The following is a 23,969-nucleotide window of genomic DNA, read 5'->3' as shown; positions in this document are numbered from 1 at the left end:
TGTTCCGTTGATAATAAAAACGCCATAAGGATAAAGGATTAAGCGTATTTAGCAACTCCCTGATAGGTTTTCTGTTGTTTTTACGACAGGCAGGTATCATTAACATGTAGGTGATGGATAAAAAAAGGCTACCTATTGGTAGCCTTAAAATTTGATACGTAGCTTAAGCTGCGTCGGATTGAGAGACCACAATCGGCTTACCATCGACATCAACTAACTCTAGATCAAACGTGAACTCATCTACACGCACTGATAATTTTCGTTTGTTATTATAATCTAATAATGCTGCGTGTTCCTCAGCATTGATATGATCTGCTTTGAGCATTTCGCCAATCGCATATTCAAATGAAATGAATGGGACGACTGGGTAAGCACGTAGCGCTTTTTGTACTTTGCTCAAAATAGGCATGACTGCGTGTTTCGCTTTAAATGCTTGCTCGTTAATATCATTACCATCACCTGGTGATGTTTTGATAAGGTGCGTTAACTCGGCTTTAATTGAACTATCGGCCATTGCAGCGGTTGATAGTTCACGGACCAAGTCATCACTAATACTCGATACACTGTTGCTGTAGGTATTCGTTAATACACGCATTAAGCTGCGAGTCGGCGTATTCGGGAAGTTATTGACAAACTCCACAATCGCTTTTTCCGCTTGGCCCAAAGACCACTGCATGGCGTAATCAAAATATGGCTTAGCTTCAGCTTTATCAGACACGCGTTGCTCATAGAAACGAATCGTCGCCATGGCGGCATAGGTGTAGCTCATGACATCACCTAAACGCGCTGAGAGTAACTCTGCTTTTTTCAAATCACCGCCAAGCACTAATAAGGATAAATCGGCTAAAGGCGCGAGTTTTGCTGATAATGTGTTTAAACGTTGTTCATAGCCTTTCACTTCTGCATATTGAGACTCTGAATGACGTAAAAATGGAAAATAACTATTTTTCATGCTACGTAGCGAATTTTTAACACTAAACCAGACGGTTTTAGCCATGACCTGATTAAATGGTGCATCAGCGGCTTTGTCATCGGAGTGAATCAAATCGACCATTTCTTTCAGGTATGGATGACAACGCATTGCCCCTTGACCAAAGATCATCAGATTACGCGTTAATATGTTGGCACCTTCAACTGTGATCGCAATTGGTAATGAGGCGTAGCCATTAGCTAACGTGTTTTGCGGACCTCGTTGGATAGCTTTACCTGCTTGGACATCCATTGCTGAGTTGACCACATCACGGCCCAGTTCAGTCATATGGTATTTCGCTATCGCTGTTACAACGGAAGGCTTTATGCCTTCACCCAACCCCTCGGTCGTTAGGATGCGCATCGCTTCGAGTAAGAAAGTTTTACCTGCAATGTCGGCCATTTTCTCTTGGATACCTTCAAAACGACCAATCGGTACACCAAACTGTTCACGGACAAATGAATATTCTGCTGTAGATTTAAATGCGCTTTGTGCTGAGGCTACCCCCATTGCTGGAAGTGAAATGCCGCGGCCTGCACCTAAGCAACTTACCAGCATTTGCCAACCACGACCGATGTTTGCTTGGCCACCGATAATGAAATCCATCGGAATAAAGACATCTTTACCACGTGTTGTTCCGTTATAAAAACGCACGCCCATAGGATCATGACGATTGCCTAACTCGACACCTTCATGTGATTTTGGTAAAAGCGCACAGGTGATCCCTAGCTCTAACTTGTCACCTAATAACTGGTCTGGATCAAATACTTTGAATGCTAAACCGAGTACCGTCGCAATCGGGGCTAAGGTAATATAGCGCTTATCCCAAGAGACACGTAAACCTAATACTTCTTCACCGTTATACATGCCTTTAGTGACGATACCTGCGTCTGGAATTGAGCCCGCATCAGAGCCGGCTTCTGGGCCAGTCAGTGCGAAGCAAGGAATGTCAGTTCCGATAGATAAGCGTGGTAACCAGTAGTTTTGTTGAGCTTCGGTACCATAATGCATGAGTAACTCACCTGGTCCTAAGGAATTAGGGACCATCACGGTCACCGCAATCGCGCCAGATGCGGCAGCAATCGTTGCAACAATTGTTGAGTTGGCATAAGGAGAAAATTCAAGACCACCAAATTTTTTAGGAATGATCATGGAGAAAAATTTATTTTTACATAAAAAATCAATGACTGGCTGTGGGATATGCTTTTCATTACATAGCTCGAAGTCTTCGACCATATTAATAAGTTCCACCACAGGTCCATCCAAGAATGCTTGTTCTTCGTCTGTCAATTTACCGGTCGGTAAGTTGCGAACTGCAGCCATATCCGGTTTACCTTGATATATAGAGGACTCTATCCATACATCACCTGCGTCCAACGCTTCCTGTTCGGTTACAGAAATAGGGGGTAATACTTTTTTAAGGCTAGTACGTAAGCTCATAGCAATCTCTCTCTTTCAATACGATATAATTCAATATTGATCAGCTCATCTGACCAGTTATTAAAATATACAAAAGAAATCGGACCAGTGCAAGTTTTTGGGTGTAAATAATCCATTATATAAACTTATTATGGATTATAAAGGTACTTAACTAGGTACATATAATGCAGTAAAACTATCGCGATATGCGGTTAATCAATGGAAAAAAATAATGAAAAATGATGTGGAAAGTAAATTTTTATTAGGTGTGTTTGAGAAAATTCGTCAACATGGGGAGACTGTTAATCGACAGTATTTATTGGAAGGTATTACTGCTTACACTGACCATGATGGTTACACTTTATTTATAGAAGATAGTTTAGTGAAGCTGCGTTTTGGTTTCCATAACCAATATATTTTCGATTATGCTAAAGAAGATCATAAAGCCGCGTTTGAAAAAAAATTAAAGTATATTGATGCGACGTATTAACTAATAATAAGTTAAACGTCGCATTAATTATCATGGTTTAGATCCACTTCTCTAATTCTTCTTTTAATCGTTCTGTATTTATAGGTTTCGTGACAAAGCTGTTCATGCCAGCGGTTAAACATTTTTCTTCATCACCTTCCATCGCGTTTGCAGTTAACGCAATAATAGGCGTATATTTATGAAGGTCATATTCAGGCATTGAGCGGATCAGTTTAGTGGCACTGTACCCATCTAATACTGGCATTTGACAATCCATTAAAATTGCATGATAACGGTCTTCTTTTTCCATTAATAACGACAGTGCCTCCTGTCCATTATTCGCAATGTCCACCACCAAATCTAAGTTCTCTAATATGCTCTTTGCAACCACTTGGTTAATATCATTATCTTCTACTAACAATACTCTAGCATGTGTATTTTCTAAATTTTGTAACGTATAAAAAGGAAGATTATCGGGCGAGGTATGCGTTGAAGCGCATTTTTTGAGGATGTTTTCTAATATATTTGGTCCATGAATATCGTTTAAATATCCGTTTAATCCGACAAAACTAAGATTATCCAGTTCAGTTGTGTTGAGCTCACCATTAAACAGAAATACAAATAGGTCTTTAAAGACGGGTTGGGAGCGGAGTAATTTTAGCAGCTCTATCCCGGTTGTACCGTGTAGATGATGCGATATAAATACAGAATTGATACTGAGTGATGAGTGATGCTCATTGAAAAACGCTAAGAAAGCTTGGGCACTGTTGAATAGTCGTACATCATATTGACTATTGATTGGATGAGATGTGAATCTTAATAGTTCGTTATCATTATCAACGATGCATACTGTTTGATGTGTTTTGAACACAGAAGACTGAGAGTAGAATTCATTTAATTGCGTATCAACAGTAAACCAAAATTCAGCGCCTTCTTGATACTCTGGATTAAATCCTATTGCACCGCCTAATAACTGTGATAGCTGTTGGCTGATTGTTAATCCAAGTCCGGTCCCACCAATTGAACGTTTACTTGAAGTATCTAATTGGTTGAATTTTTCAAATAGTTGTGACGATTTTTCACTCGGTATACCAATACCAGTATCAGAAATAGTAAAGCGTAAATACTGCTCGTCAATGACTGAAAACGATATGCGGATAGAGCCATACTCTGTAAATTTGATAGCATTGGAGCATAGATTGATTAAAATCTGACGTAAACGCATAGGGTCTGACATGATAGTGACTAACGGACAAACTTGAATGTCTAATTGTAGATTTTTAGCATCGCTTAAAGGCTGTATTTCCTTATAAATGTTTTCCATGAACTCATCCATAGCGACTTTTTTCACATTGAGATTAAGTTTTCCTGCTTCAATTTTTGAAAAATCGAGTATGTCATTAATTAAACCTAGTAGCGCTTGACTGCTTCTTTGTATCGCTTGAGTATATTCGGTTTGTTGTGTCGTTAACGATGTTTTTTGCAACAATTCATTCATACCGATAATACCGTTAATAGGCGTACGAATTTCATGACTCATGTTAGCTAAAAAATCACTTTTAGACTGATTAGCTTCATTAGCGCGTTGTTCTGTCTCTTTGATGGAGGTAATATTTTGAAAGGTACCTTTTATGCTAATGACTTTACTATCTTTAAATTCAGCAGCTCCGATTGCTCTTACCCAAATATGATTATTTTTAGCCGTAATAAATGGTAGTTGTAAGTCCCAAGGGGTGCCAAATTCAATCGCGTTGTTAACGGCATCTTGAATAATGGGGCGTGCTTCAGGTGCATAAAAATTTATTCCATCTGTAACATTGATGTCAGCCGACAACGGTAATTCATGGATGCGATATGTTTCATCTGACCAATACAGTTCGTTAGTCCTGAGATCCAATTCCCAGCTTCCGAGCTGAGCAATCCTTGAGGTCTCTTCTAATAACGCTTGAGAGCGTTGTGTCTGAGCCTTCAGTATCTCTACATGGGTGATATCCTTACCGATGTAAAGGTAACCTTCTAATTTTCCTCCTCGATCAAATAGTGGGGTAACAATCAATTCTATAGTTAGCAACGATCTATCTTTCGTTTCAAATGTAAAGGCGAACTCAACCTTGTCGAGTTTATTGGTTAATTCATGGAACGCTTCGAAATTTTCCATGATGTGATATTCGTGCTGTGAGGCAATATGCTGGGCAAAGCGGCGATATTCTGCTCGCCTGATAAAGACATCCATTGAACTTTTATGCACGAGTTCATAGGGTTGCCATCCGAGCAACTCGATAGCGAATTCATTCAGCGACTCAATTGCACCATTTGCATTTGTCGAAATAATAATTTGTTGTGCACTATCTAAAATGGCACGCTGTAAATTCGTTTTCGCTCTTAATTCGTGTTCCATTAACTTGCGTGGCGTAATGTCATATTCACTCAACAAAAAGCCCGTTTTCCCAGAATCCAACGAAACAGGTTTAACTGTTAACTTAACCCAATAAGCCTCTTTATTCGCTTTATATAATTGAATTTCACCATTAAAATCTATTTTATCCCGGAATGCCGTTTTTAATCGTTTCAGTACCGCTATACTAGTATTGTCAGTGACTCTGAATAATGGATTCATACCTTTAAGTATTTCTTTAGTATATCCAGTTTGCTTGGTTGCCGAAGTATTTGTCCAGATGATTTTGTTATTTTCATCGGTCAGAAAAAAAGTGTTTTCGCTAAGCTCAATAACTTGCGACAAGAGTTCAGTGGATTTGTTACTCGCTAACGGATTGACTTTTTCAATGGTCAAGAGAGTACATGGCTGCTCATTATACTCAATACTTTGAAATGTCACCTTGAGATATAGAATATTGCCTTCGGCAGTCATCGATTCATATACACTATTTTTATTAAGCGCAGAAAAAGCATCAGTCGAGTCAGCATTCATTTTCTTTGGAATAGGCGTTTCAAATGACGACTGGATATCAAAATGTTTGAATCTTAGCTGAGATAGAGACATGCCGACAAGAGAGGTGTTTTCATATTCAAATATATCGTGAGTGATGGCATTGGCATAAACAATGTCACCGATATTATTAATAATCGTGATGCCATTCCCACATGCGTCAAGAATTTGTTCGTATGATTGTTGTGTTATATTTTTCAAAGCGCAAAAAGATAAAAGTTTGTATGCGTTAATTTATAGCATATTATTTTTGACATGCGTTACAATATGGCAAATGTCTTACAAGGAACTTAAATTTTTTATATGGCGCATTCAATCCATCAGCCACGCTTTACTCTTACTTTTTTTCATCCAAAATATTGGCTTATTTGGTTTGGATTAACGTGCTTGTTTTTGCTGACATTATTGCCGTTAGGGATCTTACGAAAATTAGCCTATGTCAATGCTTGGTTATTAAAAAAACTAGCCAAAAAACGCATTAGGATTGCCGAGCAAAATATTGCTTTGTGCTTTCCTAATATGCCTGCCAGGGAACAAACTGAATTATTAAACAAACATTATGTTACTGCGGGGATGGCTTTGTTCGAAACCGCTATAGGTTGGTGGTGGCCTGATTGGCGCTTACGCCGGATCATTGAAATAGAAGGTTTTGAACATATCAAAGCCATTCAGGCGCAAGGCAAAGGCGTTTTAGCATTAGGTATTCATAATGTAAATATAGAAACAGGGTGTCGTATATTAGGCTTATTTCATAAAAGTATTGCGTTTTATCGACCCCATAACAATCCGCTTATGGATTATATTCAATTTAAAGGTCGTGCGCGCTCTAATGAATATTTAATTGATAAACGCAGTTCTCGAGCATTACTGGATGCATTGGATGCCGGTAAGTTGTGTGCGTATTTACCGGATCAAGATTATGGGAAACGCGGTGCTGTTTTTGTGCCATTTTTTGGCGTAAAAAAAGCAGCGACTATCTCGGCTACGTTAATGTTTGCACGTCGATCAAACTGTATTCCTTTAATGCTTTCCACGCAAACAACTGCTCGCGGATACAAAGTCAAGTTCTATCCACCTATGGATGACTTTGCAGATAAAGACGATGTTGAAGCATTAACAGACTTGAACCATCGCATTGAAAACATGATATTGGAACAACCTGAGAGTTATTTATGGATGCATAAACGATTTAAAACACGCCCTCCTGGGGAAGCCAGTTTGTACCAATAGCGTCGGTTAATCCAAAAACGTATCTTGCCATACTGCCTGAACTGCTGATTCAAGCTTTGCATAGTAAGGTGCTTTTTCTAAATGACTGCGCTTCAATGCTTCATGATGTTTATGATGACGTAGTGCAAGGTAAGCTTCAATTAAGGTATTAGCGACTGCATTGGGTATGATATTCGCATCGCTCAATGCCGCTAATTGGCGTAAATTATCACTATATTGAATAATGTTAGGATGATTAGCCGCGTGTTGTAAACACCAGTATTGAGTTAAAAACTCAATATCAGCGAGGGCGCCTTTGTCCTTTTCGCCTAAGTGCTCGCGCATTTTTTGACGCATACTGCTTACTTTATCTTGTAACTCATTTTGCGCTCTAGGCTGGGTGATAATGGTGCGTCGGATAGTTTCAAATGTCTCATGCAGTAACGTGGAGCCTATAATCATACGGGCGCGGCATAAGGATTGGTGCTCCCAAACCCACGCTTCGGTTGCTTGATAATTAGCAAACGTATCGATATGGCAAATCAGTAATCCAGAGTTACCAGAGGGGCGTAAGCGTAAATCAATTTCATAGACATCACCCAGAAGCGTATTCGTACTGGCTAAACTGATAAAACGTTGCACTAATTTAATATAAAACTGTTGGGCTGATACTTGGCGTTTACCCCCCGCGGTATTCACACCAGGTGGACATTCATGCACGATGACTAAATCCAAATCAGAGGTATAACTGAGTTCTAATCCGCCTAATTTGCCATAAGCAATCACACCAATACCCATATTAGTCAGATCAAAGCCCTCAGGTTCGCCAAGTCGCACGGCGGTTTGTTGCCAGGCTTGTCTTAATAGAGCTTCGGTAAGGACTTCTGCGAGTATCGTGAGTTTATCACTGACTTGAGCAATCGGGAGATAATCTAAGATGTCAGCAGCTGCAATCCTAAACCGCTGGGCGAGTTTAAATTGTCGCATGGCATGTATTAGCGCTTCTTCATCATCGGGTTCGATACGTAATAAGATCTGTTGTAATTCACTGGTGAATTCATCTCGCCATTGGTGCAAATCATGAGGGGTTCGTTGTAAGTATTGCGGGTGGATTAATTCGTCTAATAAGACAGGATAGGCACTAATATGCTCAATCAACCAACTACTTTGACTACCAAACATAATGAGCTGTTCACGTACCGCAATATTTTCCATGATCAGTTCTAAATAAGCCGTACGTGATGCGATGGCGGTTATAATGCTGCACATCGATTCAATCGCGCTTAAGTGGTTTTTATTTAAGGCATTGATATCTGCTAAAAATAAGGGAACGAGTTTAGACAGTACTGTCTCTCCGCGTTCGCCAATATAACCTTTATTTACCATCGTTTTTAATGCGACAAGTTGATGCCATATTTTACTTGCATCATGACCGCCGAGTACAAAGTCATCTGGTTTTTCCGGTATTTCAAGCGAATGCCAAATATCTTGATGTGAAGCACATATGGTATGTGCCTCGTCATGTGGGTCATCGACTTCTATAAACGCTTGAAAATGCTGATGGATACATTGTTGGATTGCTTCAATGAACACTATTGTTATATCTGATGAATGAGCTAAGTGCTCGGATAATTCAGGGTAACGGTTTAAATATTCTTGGAGTATCGTTAACAAAAATGTTTGTTGGACAGGGTTATCAGGTAGCGTTTGTGTTTGGGCGTTGGCGAATTGTTGTAAAGTATGTTCAGTCTTTCTCAAAACTAAATAACAAGTGCGTATTTCATTGACGACATCAGAAGGAAGCAGTGTTTCGCTTTCAATCACGCGCAAAGCTTCAAAGATAGAAGCTGTTTTTAATGCAGGTATGCGGCCAGCATAAATAAGTTGAAAACTTTGCACTAAAAACTCGACTTCGCGGATCCCACCAGCCCCTAATTTAATGTTATTTGTAAGCTGACGTCGGCGCACTTCTTGAACAATTTTTTGTTTTAAATCGCGTAACGATTCAATGATACTAAAATCTACATACCGTCGATAAATAAACGGCCGGATGATATTGGCCAGTGCTAGCTTATTGGGATCTTCACTTGCTTTTCGTTTATTGAGAATACGTGCTTTGAGCAGGGCAAAGCGTTCCCAACTGCGTCCTTGGCTTTCATAATAATTTTCCAAGCCAGCAAATGGCAGCACTAAAGGACCACTTTCTCCAAATGGGCGTAAGCGCATGTCGACACGATAGACTTGGCCATCAATAGTTTGAGTGTTGAGTAAGTGAATGAGTTTCTGCGCGACTTTAATGAAAAATTGTTGATACTCAAACGGTTTGCGACGTTCGGTAAATTCTCCCACTTCAGGGTAGACAAATATCAGGTCAATATCCGATGAAAAATTAAGCTCTTTGCCTCCTAGCTTACCCATCCCTAAAATATATAATTCTTGATTACCATGCTCATCTTTAGGGGTGCCATAACGTGCTTCAAATCCAGCGTAAGCAAATTCGTAAGCTTGTAAAATAAGGGTGTCAGCCAACCATGAAACTTCTACTAATGACGTATCTATAGACTGTAAATTAAGCATATCTCGCCATAATATCGTCACCATGCCTAGATGCCGCACTTGGCGTAATAACGCTAGTTGCTGAGTGTCGTTGAGTGTCTTCAGATCCCATTGATGATGATGGATCACTATCTCAAAAAGAGACATTTGGGAGATCGCTTGAGACTGGTTAAGCGCATCCATAATGTGGGAGATCATCCACGGGTATTGCGCCATCGTTGCGTGAGCATATTGGCTATATGAGCATATGTGTGTGAGTTGCACACTAGATTGCCGATATTCTGTTAATGTTGAGAATTCATTCATCCATTGCGTAATGGGTTCGGCTAGTTCCATGATAAGGCTCGTACTTTTTTATTCAAAATAACTGATCCATGGAAAAACGGCAACTATTGCAAAAATCTTAATCGTTTAAGTTTTTAGCTTTATTTATCACTATTTTTCTTTTATATTTACAAAACTATTACAATTAACAAAATTTACTAGGAGAGTTATTTTGCGTTTATTTTTTTCGAGCTTCACACTGATTGCGTTGCTGGTGGTGTCGATCATACCTTGCGGTGTTTTGGCTGAGAATGCGCCTAATCAGCATAAGGTCTTAAGTCTTGCTTCACCCAACAATGAAATCGTGTTGCACTTTACTGATGAAGATGACTTAGCTCGTTACCAGCTCTCCTTTAACGGTAAAGAAGTCATAGGGTTGAGTAAACTTGGTTTTACTTTTGCTAAAGCGTTGCCGATGTATCGAGATTTTCGCTTGAGTGAAGTCAGTCGTAATCGTGTCGATAGTTCGTGGGAGCAACCTTGGGGTGAACAGCGAATAATTCGTGATCATCATAATGAATTAGTGGTGAAATACACGGATATCAATAATGCACAGAATATCTTCTATGTGCGTGCACGTGCTTTTGATGAGGGCATAGGTTTTCGTTATGAAGTACCTGCCGATAGTTCTCGAGATATTACACGTGAATTGACCGAATTTAACTTTTTGAATTCACACCAAGCAACCGCTTATTGGATCCCTGGACAAGGACGCGAACGTTATGAGTACTTATACCGAACGACGCCTTTACAAGAAGTAGATAAAGCACATACCCCATTCACAGTTGAATATACCGATGGTACTCATATTGCTGTGCATGAAGCGGCCTTAGTTGATTATGCCGGAATGAGTATTCAGCGTCAGGCGTTGGGTATGTTTAGTGCGAATTTAGCCCCTCGTGCTGATGGCGTACTTGTCAAAAAAACCGGTTCTTTTGTGACACCTTGGCGAACCATTACGATAGGTGATGAAGCCGTTGATCTAGTGAATTCGTTTATGGCGCTTAATCTAAATGAACCAAGCAAAATTGAAGATACCTCGTGGATTAATCCAGGTAAATACATTGGTATCTGGTGGGGAATGCATATTGATAAATTCACATGGGGATCAGGTCCTAAGCACGGAGCGACGACTGAACGGACAATGGCCTATATGGATTTTGCTGCTGAGCATGGGTTTGATGGTGTGTTGGTTGAGGGCTGGAATGTTGGTTGGGATGGTAATTGGATAGCGAATTCAGAGCTATTCTCTTTTACTGAATCATATCCTGACTTTGATCTTAAGCGAGTTCATGAACATAGCTTGAGTACGGGTGTTAAATTAATTGGTCACCATGAAACCTCAGGTGGTATTAGTAACTATGAAGCGCAAATGGAAGATGGCTTCGCCCTTTATCAAAAAATGGGGGTAGAGCAGATTAAAACAGGTTATGTTGCCTTTGGTCAAAATTTAAAGAATCGTGATGAGCAAGGAGTGATGCGCTACGAGTTCACCGATAGCCAGGATGTGGTCAATCATTTTATCCATAATGTGAAGACGGCTGCCCAATATCAACTATCGATTAATACGCATGAGTCAGTAAAAGATACTGGTTTACGTCGTACACATCCAAATTGGATCTCACGTGAATCTGCACGAGGACAAGAATATAATTCAGGATGGGCACCACCGAATCCTCCTGAGCACTTACCGATCATGGCTTTCACCAGAATGCTATCGGGTCCAATGGACTTTACTCCTGGGATTTTCGATTTTGACTATGAGCGTGAACATGGAGGCGGTCCTGAGTGGGGAGATAAACCTTACACTAGACCATTGAGTACGTTAGCTCGTCAATTAGCTCAATATGTCGTGATATACAGCCCAATTCAGATGGCTGCTGATTTGCCTGAAAATTATTTAGCCAAACCAGAGCCGTTCCAATTCATTAAGGATGTACCGACCGATTGGGAAACCTCGATTGCGCTGCAAGGTAGTGTGGCTGATTATGTTGTTTTTGCTAGAAAAGAAAAAGCACATCGTCACTATTCTGGCAATGATTGGTATCTCGGTGCGTTAACGAATGAAGATGAGCGTGTGATTAATGTGCCATTAAATTTCTTAGATAAAGGTCAGCGTTATGAGGCTCAAATTTATCGTGATGGGGATAAGGCCGACTGGCGTACCAACCCTTACGATATGGTAATTGAGAAAAAGACAGTGACCCAAGACGATACTATGACAATACGTTTAGCCGCTGCTGGTGGTGTCGCTGTGAGGTTTAAACAGCTATAAATCTCGTCATGCAATTGATTATAATATAGTACCTAAAGCACGATATGATGTTGAAATCTATCGTGCTTTTTTTTATAAAATATTTCATACTAAATATGCTTATTTTTATTTATTAGGATCCTTATGGAATCGTTAGTCCGATTAATTGATTTACCAGCAAATATACAAGTGTATTTAGTGATTGATATCGTGATCGCATTATTATTACTGTTGGTTATTCGATTGTTGTCTGGGTTACCTAAAGATATCAGTGTGTCACAGGAATTAGGCGAAAAGGATAATTTTGCGTTTGGTATCTCTTTATCAGGTCGAATGCTTGCGTTGTGCTTAGTATTGTCTGCAGTCGTGGGTCGTCATATTGGTTTAGGGTTTGAATATGCAGCGTTGAGCACGACCATTTTTGGTATTATTGGCATTATTTTGATCAAAGTCGGTCGGTTCGGGCATGATAAGTTGGTCCTACATTTAGTGAATAAAGAGGATGCTATTCAAGCGAGAAATACGTCTGTGGCTTTAGTGGATGCATCGAGTGCTATCGCATTTGCGATTATTATTTACAGTATGATTAATTGGGTGGAGGGGACCGATAGTAATGCGATTGTTGGGATCCTATCCGGTTTTGTGGTGGTCATGGCAATTATGTTGCTCACCACGCGTTTATATGAAATCCGCTTTGCTAGAAACAATCAAAATGATTCTTTTCAAGGCATGTTACGCAAAGACAATTTTGCGTTAGCCATCCAACACTCTGGGAATTTAATTGCTACAGCAATTGTTGTTTCGATTGCTGGGAGTATCCTCCAATACCAAGCAAACACTTATGTGAGTAATTTAACCGGGTGGTTATTTTGTGGTGTTGCTGCATCCGTGACTTATACTGTTATAGTTAGTTTGGCTAAGCGTATTGTCTTATATGGTATCAATTGGAAAGAAGAAGTGGATTTACAAGGTAATGTAGGATTAGCCTGTATCGAGTGGGTACTTAGTGTCGGTATTGCCTTAATTGCACTTGGTTTGATGTAAAGTATAAGCAAATGGTGCAGGGTATAGACCTTCGGTAAAGCGGCGTTTATTAGGTTTGGATTGTTGCTTGATCCAGTACTCGAGCTGATAGGCGGTCTGTTTATCTGGGCAATCATATGCGCTGATAAGGGTTAGGGGGCCTTTACCTTTCAATGCTTTAGCCCCTTTTACTCCGCCGGCTGAATGTTCTGCAAAGCGCCTTGCAACATCCACAGTCACACCCGTATACCAGTGACCTAGTTTATTTTCAATAATATACACTGACCAAATAGATGGCATTATTTTCTCTGTTTACTGATGGACGATTCAGGGATAAGTTCCCGTAACTGACGGGAAAGTAAGCATAATAGTATTCAGTATTCGGTGGGTCAATGCTATGATTTAGCAAATTTTATCATTAAAACAATCTAATATGACTTTACCTGATTTCTCTAATGCCCGTATTTTAGTTGTGGGCGATGTCATGCTTGACCGTTATTTTAGCGGTGCAACACAACGCATTTCTCCTGAAGCGCCGGTACCGGTAGTGAAAGTTAATAACAGTGAAGACCGTCCGGGTGGCGCTGCCAATGTCGCAATTAATGCCGCAGCATTAGGTGCTCAGGTTCAGCTGATTGGTTTATGCGGTGGGCAATACAAGTCAGATACAGATTTAATTCAAGCGGATGAAGCTTCTCATATTTTGACGACTGCTTTACATGCCCATGATGTCGTGAGTCATTTGGTGCCGGTGGCGCAGATGGAAACTATCACTAAGCTGCGCGTTATGAGCCGTAATCAACAGTTATTGCGTTTAGATTTTGAGGAATCCTTTGCATCGGTGGATAAGCAACCGTTAATCGAGATGGTCAATATGCATATCGCTAAAGCGGATGTGGTGGTGTTGTCCGACTATGCAAAAGGCACCTTATCTAATCCTCAAGCTTTGATTGCATTAGCTAAAGCCCATAATGTACCCGTTGTGATCGATCCTAAAGGGACAGATTTTACGCCGTATTCAGGCGCAACCATCATCACACCAAACATGGCCGAATTTACATTGATAGCCGGTGAGGCTGACTCTGAAGCAGCATTATCTGCTCAAGCCCAAACGATGCGAGCTGAATTGGATTTAAGTGCATTATTGTTAACTCGTTCCGAAGAAGGGATGAGTTTGTTCAGTGATGCACCTGATTATCATTTACCGGCAAAAGCCAAAGAAGTTTATGACGTGACAGGGGCTGGCGATACTGTTGTGGCGGTTTTGGCAAGTGCGCTAGGCGCCAATGTGGCATTACCTGAAGCCTGTGTCATGGCTAATCACGCCGCGAGTATTGTTGTGGGTAAATTAGGTACTTCTTCGGTGACAACAACTGAGTTAGCCTTATCTTTACATGCTAAAGCACATGATGATGTGGGTGTGATGAATGCCGAGCAGTTGACATATACTGTGCGTTTACTGCAATCCCAAGGCCAAAAAGTGGTCATGACTAATGGGTGTTTTGACATTTTACATGCTGGCCATGTGTCGTATTTGCAGGCTGCCGCTCAATTAGGCGACCGCTTGATTGTGGCCGTCAACGATGATGATTCTGTGACCCGTTTAAAAGGTCCTGGTCGTCCTGTGAATAATGTGGCGCGCCGTATGGCAGTCTTAGCGGGATTAGGTGCTGTTGATTTTGTCGTGCCATTTGGCGAGGATACTCCGCAATCGTTGATCGCAGAAGTATTGCCGGATGTGTTAGTGAAAGGTGGCGATTACACGATTGACGAAATCGCTGGGGGTAAAGAAGTCTTAGCTAATGGCGGGGAAGTGAAAGTCATGCACTTTGAAGAAGGGGTGTCGACAACAGCGATTATTAAGCAAATTGTGGATACGCAATAGTATTTATTAACGATCTTAAATGAATAAACATACTTTTACATTGTAATATTAAGTATTTTGGGTACCGTTGGAGTATTAACCTTCATTAATTAGGTCATATCATGTCATCATTACAAAAATGGATCTACACACTCATCGCCATGTGTGCATTTGCTGGGAATTCGGTGTTGTGCCGCTGGGCACTTGTCGATACGGACATCGACCCGGCGAGTTTTACGACGATACGTTTAGTGAGTGGGGCATTATTTTTAGCGCTGTTAACACTGGTGATTAAGCCTAAATTCATTCAATATCCTGACAGCACATCACCCACCGCTCAAGGGTTTTCCAGATTGTCTGGCAGTTGGTTAGGTGCGTTGGCGTTATTTATGTATGCAGCTTGTTTCTCATTTGCCTATATCTCATTAAGTGCGGCAACGGGCGCACTGATTCTCTTTGGCAGTGTGCAATTTACGATGATCTTATACAGTATATTTAAAGGTCAGCGTTTGAATGTGTGGCAGGTAATCGGGTTTACGATGGCACTCATTGGACTAGGAATATTATTTTTGCCAAGTGCGACTGCGCCTGATCTGTTAGGCGGGGGATTAATGATGTTAGCCGGTGTTGCGTGGGGAGCTTATTCTATAATGGGCAAAACGGCAGGTGATCCTAGCTTAGTTACCAGTGGTAATTTTATACGAGCGGGGATGATGAGTGTCATGTTGCTGATGTTGAGTATGTCATATTTAGTATGGGATCTCAGCGGGATGATTCTAGCCATCCTATCAGGTGTCATTGCCTCAGGTGTAGGGTATGCCATCTGGTATGCCGTATTACCATATCACCCCACTACCACAAGCGCTTCGGTGCAGTTGAGTGTACCTGTGATCACGACTTTATTCGGAGTGAGTTTATTAGGCGAAGCGCTATCAGTGCCAATGGTCATCGCTTCTGGCGCTATTTTGGGCGGGATTTACATGGTGATTAACCGCGCCCAGCGCTAGGCTAATAACAGCTTAGCCTCATAATAGCCTAGACTAATATCGGCTCAGTCTAATAACTGAATTGTTGCTAGCTCTTGATATACTTCACAGCTATCTAATAACTCAGTGTGGGTGCCTTGAGAAATGATTTTGCCTTCATCTAATACAACAATCATATCTGCATTGACTACGGTGGATAAACGATGGGCAATGATGAGGGTCGTTTTGTTTTCCATTAACGCCTCTAATGCTTGTTTGACGGCCAATTCACTGGCAGCATCAAGCGCACTTGTTGCTTCATCAAGTAATAAAATAGGGCGGTTAGCTAATATCGCTCGAGCAATCGCAATTCGCTGTTTTTGTCCCCCTGATAATTTCACACCGCGCTCACCAAGCTGGGTGTCATACCCTTGTGGTAACTGACTAATAAATTCATGTGCTTGTGCCAGCTGAGCGGCTTCAATAACATCGCTTAAACTGGCGTCAGTGCGCCCAAAAGCAATATTATCCACGACGCTTGAGGCGAATATCACTGCGTCTTGAGGTACAAGGGCAAACTGTTCACGGATCCATTCACTAGAGACATTTTGCATGGGCTGTTCCCATAATTGAATTGTGCCTTGCTGAGGCTGATAAAAATCTAATAGTAGTTGAAATAATGTCGATTTACCGGCCCCACTAGGACCCACTACTGCGACCTTTTGACCTGAATGTATCGTCAGTTCAATCTCTTGTAATACGGGATGGTTTAAGGCACTGGGGTAGGCGAAACTCACCTGGTCGAAGGTGATGGGTGTCCCGCTTTGGGCCGTTGATAATACTGTAGATGTAGATAATCGCGTTTTTGTCTGGTTCGGGAGGGTGTTAAGTAGCTCACGGATACGTGCCGAAGCGCCAATGGCTTTTTGGATCTCACCAATCACTTCGCTGATTGTGGCCACCGCACCTCCCGCCATGACCGCATAAAAGATAAATGCAGTAAAACTGCCCACCGATAAATCGCCCCTGATCACATCATTTGCGCCAATCCAAGCCACAAACACAATTGCACCAATGCTGATTGCCATAATACAAATTACCAGCAGTGCGCGAAAATGGATGCGAGATTCTGCCGCAACCATGACTTCTTCGACTTTTGCAAAGAGATGATCACGGTCTGCTGCTTCACGGTTATAAGATTGTACGGTATGAATTTCATGCACAGATTGGTCAATGTGCGCACTCATTTGCGCGACTTTATCTTGGGAGTCTTGGGCGTAGTGGCGTACTTTTTTGCCTAATAATTTGATGGGCAACAGTACTACAGGTACCGCAAGCAAGACTAATAGCGTTAGCTGTATTGAGGTAAATAGCATTAGGACTAATGCGCCAATAAAGGTAACCGTCGAACGGATCGCCATTGATAAGCCTGTCCCGATGACACTTTGCAGTACGCTCGTGTCACTGGTAAAACGCGATATTACTTCACCGGTTCGATTTTCAGCATAAAAATCTAATCCCAGTTTGAGCATATGGTCATAGAGGGTTTTACGAATATCGGCGCTGACGCGTTCACCTAACCAGATCATATAATAAAACCGAAAGTAAGTAGCCACACAACCTACAGCAGCAATTCCTAATACGGCAGCTAATGCGGTATTTAGCATCGATATATCATTGGCAACAAACCCTTGGTCAATGACGATTTTGATCCCTTGTCCCAAAATAAGCCAACTGGCGGCACTGACGAATAATGCGACCATCGCTATGCCCACCTTGGTTAAATAAGGACGTAAGAACGTACCTAGCCATTTAATGATCGTAGCGGAAGAAGCATTGGATGGTGAAACGGCAGCTGATAAGGGATCTGACAAGATAGTGCACTCGATAAACAGATGAATATCAGTATGTTAGCACAGCGTCACAAAACAATAATATAAAGGGAACAATAATTTAGCATATGCCGCGGTCAGGACAATGCACACTTTAGCTAAAGTCAGGTAATTACATTTGTTTTCGTGTATAATACGCGCCTTAAATTTAGAGGTCCTTCGTTTTGATTACAACAGCAAATATCACCATGCAATTTGGCGCTAAGCCATTATTTGAAAATATCTCCGCCAAATTTGGTAATGGCAACCGCTACGGACTTATCGGCGCCAATGGTTGCGGTAAGTCGACATTTATGAAGATCTTAAGTGGTGATCTTGCGCCATCAGCGGGTAATGTGTCGATTGACCAAGGTGAACGGATTGGTGTGCTGAGTCAAAACCAATACGCATTTGAAGAATATTCGGTTATTGACGCGGTCATTATGGGTGATACTCAGTTATGGGAAATCAAACAAGAGCGTGACCGTATTTACTCGTTACCTGAAATGAGTGAAGAAGACGGCATGAAAGTCGCTGATTTAGAAACAGAATTTGCTGAATTAGATGGTTATACCGCAGAGAGTCGAGCCGGTGAGTTATTAATCGAGGCTGGCATCGATGAAGCCAGTCATTGGGGCTTGATGTCACAACTGCCTCCTGGCGTGAAACTGCGCGTGTTATTAGTGCAGGCCTTGTTTGCTAACCCTGATATTTTACTACTCGACGAGCCAACCAATAACTTGGATATTTATACTATCAATTGGTTAGCGGATGTGTTGAATCAGCGTAAATGTACCATGATCATTATCTCGCACGATCGTCATTTCTTGAATAAAGTCTGCACGCATATGGCGGACATTGATTACGGTGAGTTGCGTATCTACCCAGGCAATTATGAAGAATATATGGCGGCTGCGGCATTGGTCCAAGAACAACTATTGACTGAAAATGCGAAAAAATCGGCCGAGATTGATGAGCTTAAAGCCTTCGTTGCCCGATTTTCTGCCAATGCGTCAAAAGCAAAACAAGCAACTTCACGTGCCCGACGCATGGAAAAGATTGAGCTAGAAGAAGTGGTACCATCATCACGTCGTTTCCCATTTATCCAATACAAGCAGCATAAAAAATTGCATCGCCAAGCATTAGAGTTAGCCCATGTTTCCCATGGCTTTGAGGAAGGCACGTTATTTACGGGTGGAGAAATCTTATTAGAGGCTGGCGCGAAACTTGCGGTCATTGGTGAGAACGGTGCGGGCAAAACGACGTTTTTACGCTGTTTAGTGAATGAGTTGAAAGCCAATAGCGGTGTGATTAAATGGTCAGAAAATGCGTCTATTGGCTACTGTCCTCAAGATAACTCGGCTGATTTTGCCAATGATATGACCTTATTTGAATGGTTATCCCAGTGGCGCACCAAAGGTCAAGATGATTTATTTGTCCGTAGTATTTTAGGGCGTTTATTGTTTACCTCGGATGAGGTGAATAAGAAAGTCTCTGTGTGTTCCGGTGGAGAGAAGAACCGCTTGATGTTTGGTAAGTTAATGATGCAAGAAATCAACGTCTTGATCATGGATGAGCCGACTAACCACATGGATATGGAAGCCATTGAATCATTGAATAAAGCACTTTCGGCCTTTGATGGCACCTTAATTTTTGTCAGTCATGACCGTGAATTTGTTTCCTCTATTGCAGATAGTATCATTGAAATTGCCGATCAGAAATTGCATTATTTCCAAGGGTCGTTTGATGAGTACATGAGCCATAAAAGCTAGCTGAATAGATGCACTTACGTAATCTTCACCTTAATGGTTATGACTTTGTTCAGTTAGCGGCAGTTTACCCCCCGCTTAAGGCATTTATGGCGCCTAATCCAGTGGGTAAGTTGACCATTGATTTTGCTCAGCCAAAAGCGGTTAAAGCGTTAAATGCGTCTCTTTTAGCGCATCATTATGGGGTGCGGCAGTGGGATATCCCTGAAGGGTACTTATGTCCTGCCGTGCCTGGACGTGCTGATTATGTGCATTTTATTGCTGATTTATTAGCCGAAGATAATGCTGGTGAGATCCCCACTGGTCAATCGATAAAAGGCTTAGATATTGGTACTGGTGCGAACTTAATTTACCCGATAGTGGCAAATCGAAGCTATGACTGGCAGATGGTGGGGAGCGATATTCATGCGCCGTCTTTTAAGAACGCGACCCTCATTGCCCAGTCTAATCCAAACTTAAAAAACAACGTGACTGTACGTCATCAAACGTCTCCTGAACAAATATTCAGTGGCATTATCCATCCCCAAGAAACCTTTGCGTTTACTATGTGTAACCCGCCGTTTCATGAATCTGCTGAGGCAGCAATGTCGGGTAGTGTGAAGAAAAATAAAAATCTAGCGAGGCACAAACACAAACGACGTGGTAAAGAATCCACTGCGAATAACCGTCAATCACTCAACTTTGGCGGTCAACATAATGAGTTATGGTGTGATGGTGGGGAGTGGCGGTTTGTCAAAAAGATGCTTAATGAGAGCGTTGAGTTTGCGCAGCAAGTTGGCTGGTTTACTTCATTGATTTCTAAAAAACAGCATGTTGATAGTTTAGTGAAACATGCTAACACACTCAATATTAAAGACTGCCGTGTCGTCGAAATGACTCAAGGTGCTAAGTTGAGTCGTTTTATCGCTTGGCGTTTTTAATCGTATCTGTAAGGCTTCATTTCATCCTTGAGAAGAAGAGAGTGTTTGAGCTAATACTTGAATATGTGCAGGACTAATTTCACAACACCCACCAATTATACTCACTCCTTGCTGTGCCCAATACAGAGCATGTTGTGCATAATTTTCAGGTGACAAGTCATGCCTTGCTTGTAGATTTTTGACGGTGGTGCCTGGATAGAGCGAATCCACCGATGTAAATCCATTGGCATAGACGCCTACTTGTTCGGTTTTAGCGAGTACTGAAGGTAAGGCTTGGGCAATGGATTCAGGGCGACTACAGTTCAACAACACAGTATTGGTAAATTCAGGCACTAGTGCATCAAGGGCATCGACAATGGACTCTCCTCCGCGTAATTTCTCAGGCGTATCATCACAGACAGAAAACGCCAGCCACACAGGTAAGCCTGATTCTGCGGCTGCAGTACAGGCTGCTTTTGCCTCTGCTATGGATGACATTGTTTCACAAATAAACAGATCGCAGCCGGAGGCTTGAAGTGCTACTAGCTCGCGATAGGTGGCTAATGATGTCTCAAAATCCGGTGATTCACTGGGATGATAACTGGCCACTAGTGGCGGTAAACAACCTGCTATTTTAGTCTCGGGTTTGTTTGATAATGCGATAGCGGCTTTTGCCGCGTCGATGGCGCTTTGATGTAAAGATGATAATTGCGCTAATGCATTATTTTTGGCTAATCGTTGCGGTGTAGCGGTATAAGTATTTAAGGTGATCACTTGTGCGCCGGCATTGATGAAATCCAGATGCAGATCCCTGACTAATTCAGGCTCATGTAACATAATATCGGCAGACCACATGGTGGTGACTTCGCGTTGACTGCGTGCTAAAAGCTCTTGGCCCATGCCACCATCGAGAAGGGTAATTGTCATCATTATACTCACAGCTAAAGATACTTAATTGCGTATTATTTTACATGGAAAATTGTAGCTCGACAGTGTTAATGTATTGGGATGGTGATGTTGATGAGTTCAACATACAAAAAAACCTCGCATTAGCCTGCCTAATGCTCGAAAAAAGATATGGTAAGTATTTGGATGCGACTCGATAAATATGTGAGTAAAAGTACCGTATTAACTGCGGCCCAAGTGCTGGAGGTGATTGCGCGAGGGGAAATCTCCGTCAATGATTCCGTGACTGATGACCCTAGTTATCAAGTACATAAAAACAATACGGTACACTGGCTCGATACACGTTTAGAGTGTCGCCCCTTTCGTTACATTATGCTGAATAAACCTCCTAATATGATCTGTTCCAATATTGATGAGCATTATCCGAGTGTCTTCAACTTAGTCGATATACCTCATCAGCATGAATTGCACATTGCCGGTCGTCTAGATGCTGATACGACAGGATTAGTATTGATAACGGATGATGGTAGTTGGTCCTATCGTTTAACTCATCCTGACAATCATTGTCCTAAGGTTTATCGGGTTTGCTTAGCAAAGCCTATTTCCGATGACATGATCATGCGCTTGGAAAAAGGCGTCTTATTACAAGGTGAATCTGCGCCGACATTACCTGCTGCTATCGACGTTGTTGGAGCCAATGAAGTATTACTCACCATCACCCAAGGTAAATTTCACCAAGTTAAACGTATGTTTGCCGCTGTGGGGAATCGCGTTAAGGCTTTGCACCGTGAGGCCATTGGGGAGATAAATTTAGATGTAGAAGTAGGGCAGTGGCGGTATATTTCGGTGAATGATAATCAGCATTAATTTCTTAGCAATAATTGTTAACAAGAGTTATTAGCAAGGGTTATTGGCAAGGGTTATTGGCATCTACTGATAGCGGGTTTTGGCATTATCGATTAACGCTTGTATATACATCATGTTATCTGCTGGATGACGATCGCCAGCCCCCCAGACGTAATAAAGTCCGTCTTGCTCAAAGACACCCATCGTATATAACTGTCCTTGGACACGCGGCGCCCAAAAAGTAGATGATTGGCACAAGGATGTGATGGTTTCACTTGGGATATCTTTAATTTTTATCACCCACATATCTTCTCTGATGAGAAATTCCTTATCTCCCATATCATCTAATAATTGGGTAATGGTGCGAGGTTGATATGACCCACATTCGCAATCCACAGTGTCGGTAAAACGTTGGATGATACTGGGGGAGCCCTGATGACTCAGCATTGACGACTTGGATGTATCAATGGCCGATGTTTTTAACATCTGATGCTCGGGTAATTGAGCTATATGGCTTATATGAGGCTCACCGATTAATTGGCTAATGAGTATGGTGCTAATATTAGCTGGTTCTTGTTGATCAATATGATGGAGTTTTGGTGCGGTTGATTGTAAAGAGCCAGTCACAGACTTATCGTTCACAGGTAGTCCACTGGCTAATAAGGCTTGGATACACTCAGGAAATTGAGTCATCGTGGGTATTTGTGGTTCATCCGTAACCACTTGCCCTGCAAACCACCCTGCAAATTTTTGAGCACGCGCCTCGCACTCATCCTCGTGACATATACTTTCCTGACAAGCACTCTCCTGACATGCGTTCTCCGGAGACTCTTTCTCCTGACACAAATAGCGAATGGCAAACTTACCTCGATGATTCAGTTCTTCTTCTACATATAATTCGGGCCATTGAGTTTGCCAAATCGGGAGTTGTGCGAGGACTGAGCGTTGATATTGTGCCGGTAGCCACCATGAATAAATGCGCGGCTGATTCAAACCCTGCTTATCATCGCTACGGGTGTAAGGCTGATAAATAACAGGTTGCTTGGGATGCGTAAGCGCTTGCTGATGCTCCACGCTAATATTAGTTTGCACCTTACTTAACACCGCACGGATGTCTTCAACGGTCACGCCACTAGCAATGAGTGAAATGGCGCTATCTTGGTAATATTGAGATTTATAGGCATACACATCATCTGCAGTGAGCTGCGCTAGTATATCTGGCAATCCACCCCAGTGTTGATAGGCATCCGGATGCTGATCTCCTCGCCATATTTGTGACTGTTTTTGATAAGCGGGATGTTTAGCATAAAATGCCAGTTCATGCTGGATCACAGACTTTTCTTGTTCTATGTCGCGCGCTGCATAAGTGCGGGTCATTAAGCCTGCATACAAGTATTCGATGAGTAATAGTAAGTCTTCTGCAGTATCTGCTTGAGCAAAGTAATAGCTTTTATTTCCGGTCGTGCTGGCATTCATCTTACATCGAGTCAAACTCGTCAACGCAAATAAATTATGACGCTCTGGAAATACAGCGGATGTGCGAAACACTAAATGCTCGACCAAGTGACCAATACCAGAATGATCCAGAGCAGGGGAAGGCAAAGTAAAGACAGCTGCACACCCAACTACAACCTCAGGTTGTTCAACAATATGGATATTCATCGAGACCCTTTAGTGA

The 23,969-nt window shown here is 41.8% G+C and carries 16 protein-coding genes; 9 read left to right on the top strand and 7 right to left on the bottom strand.

The genetic code is table 11. From position 1 onward, the window contains the following. Positions 1 to 163 precede the first annotated feature (163 nt). Positions 164 to 2,410: an acyl-CoA dehydrogenase gene (locus G2999_RS03580; RefSeq protein ID WP_010178803.1), complete on the bottom strand. Its 2,247-nt coding sequence runs from the start codon at positions 2,408 to 2,410 to the stop codon at positions 164 to 166. A 211-nt stretch (positions 2,411 to 2,621) separates the two neighbouring features. On the opposite strand from G2999_RS03580, the gene G2999_RS03570 reads away from it, so the two are divergent. Then, on the top strand, positions 2,622 to 2,879 hold the full coding sequence (locus G2999_RS03570; RefSeq protein ID WP_010178801.1) for a DUF3081 family protein: 258 nt from the start codon (positions 2,622 to 2,624) through the stop codon (positions 2,877 to 2,879). A 37-nt stretch (positions 2,880 to 2,916) separates the two neighbouring features. On the opposite strand, the gene G2999_RS03565 is transcribed toward G2999_RS03570, so the two are convergent. Continuing rightward, a complete protein-coding gene (locus G2999_RS03565; RefSeq protein WP_010178799.1) occupies positions 2,917 to 6,006 on the bottom strand; it encodes a PAS domain-containing hybrid sensor histidine kinase/response regulator in 3,090 nt (1,029 codons plus the stop codon). A 102-nt stretch (positions 6,007 to 6,108) separates the two neighbouring features. Here G2999_RS03565 and lpxL point away from each other — a divergent pair, with 102 nt between their 5' ends. Further along, positions 6,109 to 7,035 carry an LpxL/LpxP family Kdo(2)-lipid IV(A) lauroyl/palmitoleoyl acyltransferase gene (gene lpxL, locus G2999_RS03560; protein WP_010178797.1) on the top strand — a complete coding sequence of 309 codons (927 nt, stop codon included), beginning with the start codon at positions 6,109 to 6,111 and terminating at the stop codon, positions 7,033 to 7,035. 6 nt (positions 7,036 to 7,041) lie between these two features. Here the strand turns inward: lpxL and glnE are convergent, their stop codons facing one another. Beyond that, positions 7,042 to 9,906, bottom strand: a complete 2,865-nt coding sequence (gene glnE, locus G2999_RS11745) for a bifunctional [glutamate--ammonia ligase]-adenylyl-L-tyrosine phosphorylase/[glutamate--ammonia-ligase] adenylyltransferase (RefSeq protein WP_010178795.1) — start codon at positions 9,904 to 9,906, stop codon at positions 7,042 to 7,044. Positions 9,907 to 10,066: 160 nt separating this feature from the next. Here glnE and G2999_RS03550 point away from each other — a divergent pair, with 160 nt between their 5' ends. Further along, positions 10,067 to 12,169, top strand: a complete 2,103-nt coding sequence (locus tag G2999_RS03550) for a glycoside hydrolase family 97 catalytic domain-containing protein (protein ID WP_010178793.1) — start codon at positions 10,067 to 10,069, stop codon at positions 12,167 to 12,169. Between the two features lie 123 nt (positions 12,170 to 12,292). Then, entirely contained in the window at positions 12,293 to 13,192 is a 900-nt protein-coding gene (locus G2999_RS03545; protein ID WP_010178791.1) for a DUF350 domain-containing protein, read from the top strand. Here G2999_RS03545 and G2999_RS11740 read toward each other — a convergent pair. After that, positions 13,169 to 13,471, bottom strand: a complete 303-nt coding sequence (locus tag G2999_RS11740) for a GIY-YIG nuclease family protein (protein ID WP_010178787.1) — start codon at positions 13,469 to 13,471, stop codon at positions 13,169 to 13,171. The two genes, G2999_RS03545 and G2999_RS11740, sit on opposite strands and share 24 nt — an antisense overlap. Before the next feature lie 133 nt (positions 13,472 to 13,604). On the opposite strand from G2999_RS11740, the gene hldE reads away from it, so the two are divergent. After that, entirely contained in the window at positions 13,605 to 15,056 is a 1,452-nt protein-coding gene (hldE, locus tag G2999_RS03535) for a bifunctional D-glycero-beta-D-manno-heptose-7-phosphate kinase/D-glycero-beta-D-manno-heptose 1-phosphate adenylyltransferase HldE (protein WP_010178785.1), read from the top strand. 101 nt (positions 15,057 to 15,157) lie between these two features. Further along, positions 15,158 to 16,042: a DMT family transporter gene (locus G2999_RS03530; protein WP_010178784.1), complete on the top strand. Its 885-nt coding sequence runs from the start codon at positions 15,158 to 15,160 to the stop codon at positions 16,040 to 16,042. Positions 16,043 to 16,086: 44 nt separating this feature from the next. Here G2999_RS03530 and G2999_RS03525 read toward each other — a convergent pair whose 3' ends face one another. Further along, positions 16,087 to 17,763 (bottom strand): ABC transporter transmembrane domain-containing protein, encoded by a 1,677-nt coding sequence (locus G2999_RS03525; RefSeq protein ID WP_010178782.1) that lies wholly within the window; start codon positions 17,761 to 17,763, stop codon positions 16,087 to 16,089. 293 nt (positions 17,764 to 18,056) lie between these two features. Between G2999_RS03525 and G2999_RS03520 the strand changes: the two genes are divergently transcribed. After that, positions 18,057 to 19,643, top strand: coding sequence for an ABC-F family ATPase (locus G2999_RS03520; protein ID WP_010178780.1), 1,587 nt, complete (start codon positions 18,057 to 18,059; stop codon positions 19,641 to 19,643). A gap of 8 nt (positions 19,644 to 19,651) precedes the next feature. Continuing rightward, entirely contained in the window at positions 19,652 to 20,560 is a 909-nt protein-coding gene (gene rlmF, locus G2999_RS03515; protein ID WP_010178778.1) for a 23S rRNA (adenine(1618)-N(6))-methyltransferase RlmF, read from the top strand. 21 nt (positions 20,561 to 20,581) lie between these two features. Here the strand turns inward: rlmF and G2999_RS03510 are convergent, their stop codons facing one another. After that, positions 20,582 to 21,469, bottom strand: coding sequence for a homocysteine S-methyltransferase family protein (locus G2999_RS03510; protein ID WP_010178776.1), 888 nt, complete (start codon positions 21,467 to 21,469; stop codon positions 20,582 to 20,584). 162 nt (positions 21,470 to 21,631) lie between these two features. Between G2999_RS03510 and G2999_RS03505 the strand changes: the two genes are divergently transcribed. Next, a complete protein-coding gene (locus G2999_RS03505) occupies positions 21,632 to 22,312 on the top strand; it encodes a pseudouridine synthase (RefSeq protein ID WP_010178774.1) in 681 nt (226 codons plus the stop codon). A 63-nt stretch (positions 22,313 to 22,375) separates the two neighbouring features. Here G2999_RS03505 and G2999_RS03500 read toward each other — a convergent pair whose 3' ends face one another. Then, on the bottom strand, positions 22,376 to 23,953 hold the full coding sequence (locus G2999_RS03500) for an insulinase family protein (protein ID WP_010178772.1): 1,578 nt from the start codon (positions 23,951 to 23,953) through the stop codon (positions 22,376 to 22,378). Positions 23,954 to 23,969 lie beyond the last annotated feature (16 nt).

The organism is Glaciecola sp. HTCC2999, from assembly GCF_000155775.1.
Taxonomy (GTDB): Bacteria; Pseudomonadota; Gammaproteobacteria; order Enterobacterales; family Alteromonadaceae; genus Opacimonas.
The sequence above is the reverse complement of the archived record's forward strand: the minus strand, read 5'-3'. Positions and strand labels throughout refer to the sequence as shown.

Bases quoted from the DNA above. Each gene is read 5' to 3' on its own strand.
- G2999_RS03510 (WP_010178776.1), bottom strand. From the start codon at position 21,469: ATGATGACAATTACCCTTCTCGATGGTGGCATGGGCCAAGAGCTTTTA.
- lpxL (WP_010178797.1), top strand. From the start codon at position 6,109: ATGGCGCATTCAATCCATCAGCCACGCTTTACTCTTACTTTTTTTCAT.
- hldE (WP_010178785.1), top strand. From the start codon at position 13,605: ATGACTTTACCTGATTTCTCTAATGCCCGTATTTTAGTTGTGGGCGAT.
- G2999_RS11740 (WP_010178787.1), bottom strand. From the start codon at position 13,471: ATGCCATCTATTTGGTCAGTGTATATTATTGAAAATAAACTAGGTCAC.
- G2999_RS03570 (WP_010178801.1), top strand. From the start codon at position 2,622: ATGAAAAATGATGTGGAAAGTAAATTTTTATTAGGTGTGTTTGAGAAA.
- rlmF (WP_010178778.1), top strand. From the start codon at position 19,652: ATGCACTTACGTAATCTTCACCTTAATGGTTATGACTTTGTTCAGTTA.
- G2999_RS03545 (WP_010178791.1), top strand. From the start codon at position 12,293: ATGGAATCGTTAGTCCGATTAATTGATTTACCAGCAAATATACAAGTG.
- G2999_RS03500 (WP_010178772.1), bottom strand. From the start codon at position 23,953: ATGAATATCCATATTGTTGAACAACCTGAGGTTGTAGTTGGGTGTGCA.
- glnE (WP_010178795.1), bottom strand. From the start codon at position 9,906: ATGGAACTAGCCGAACCCATTACGCAATGGATGAATGAATTCTCAACA.
- G2999_RS03505 (WP_010178774.1), top strand. From the start codon at position 21,632: ATGCGACTCGATAAATATGTGAGTAAAAGTACCGTATTAACTGCGGCC.
- G2999_RS03525 (WP_010178782.1), bottom strand. From the start codon at position 17,763: ATGGTCGCATTATTCGTCAGTGCCGCCAGTTGGCTTATTTTGGGACAA.
- G2999_RS03530 (WP_010178784.1), top strand. From the start codon at position 15,158: ATGTCATCATTACAAAAATGGATCTACACACTCATCGCCATGTGTGCA.
- G2999_RS03580 (WP_010178803.1), bottom strand. From the start codon at position 2,410: ATGAGCTTACGTACTAGCCTTAAAAAAGTATTACCCCCTATTTCTGTA.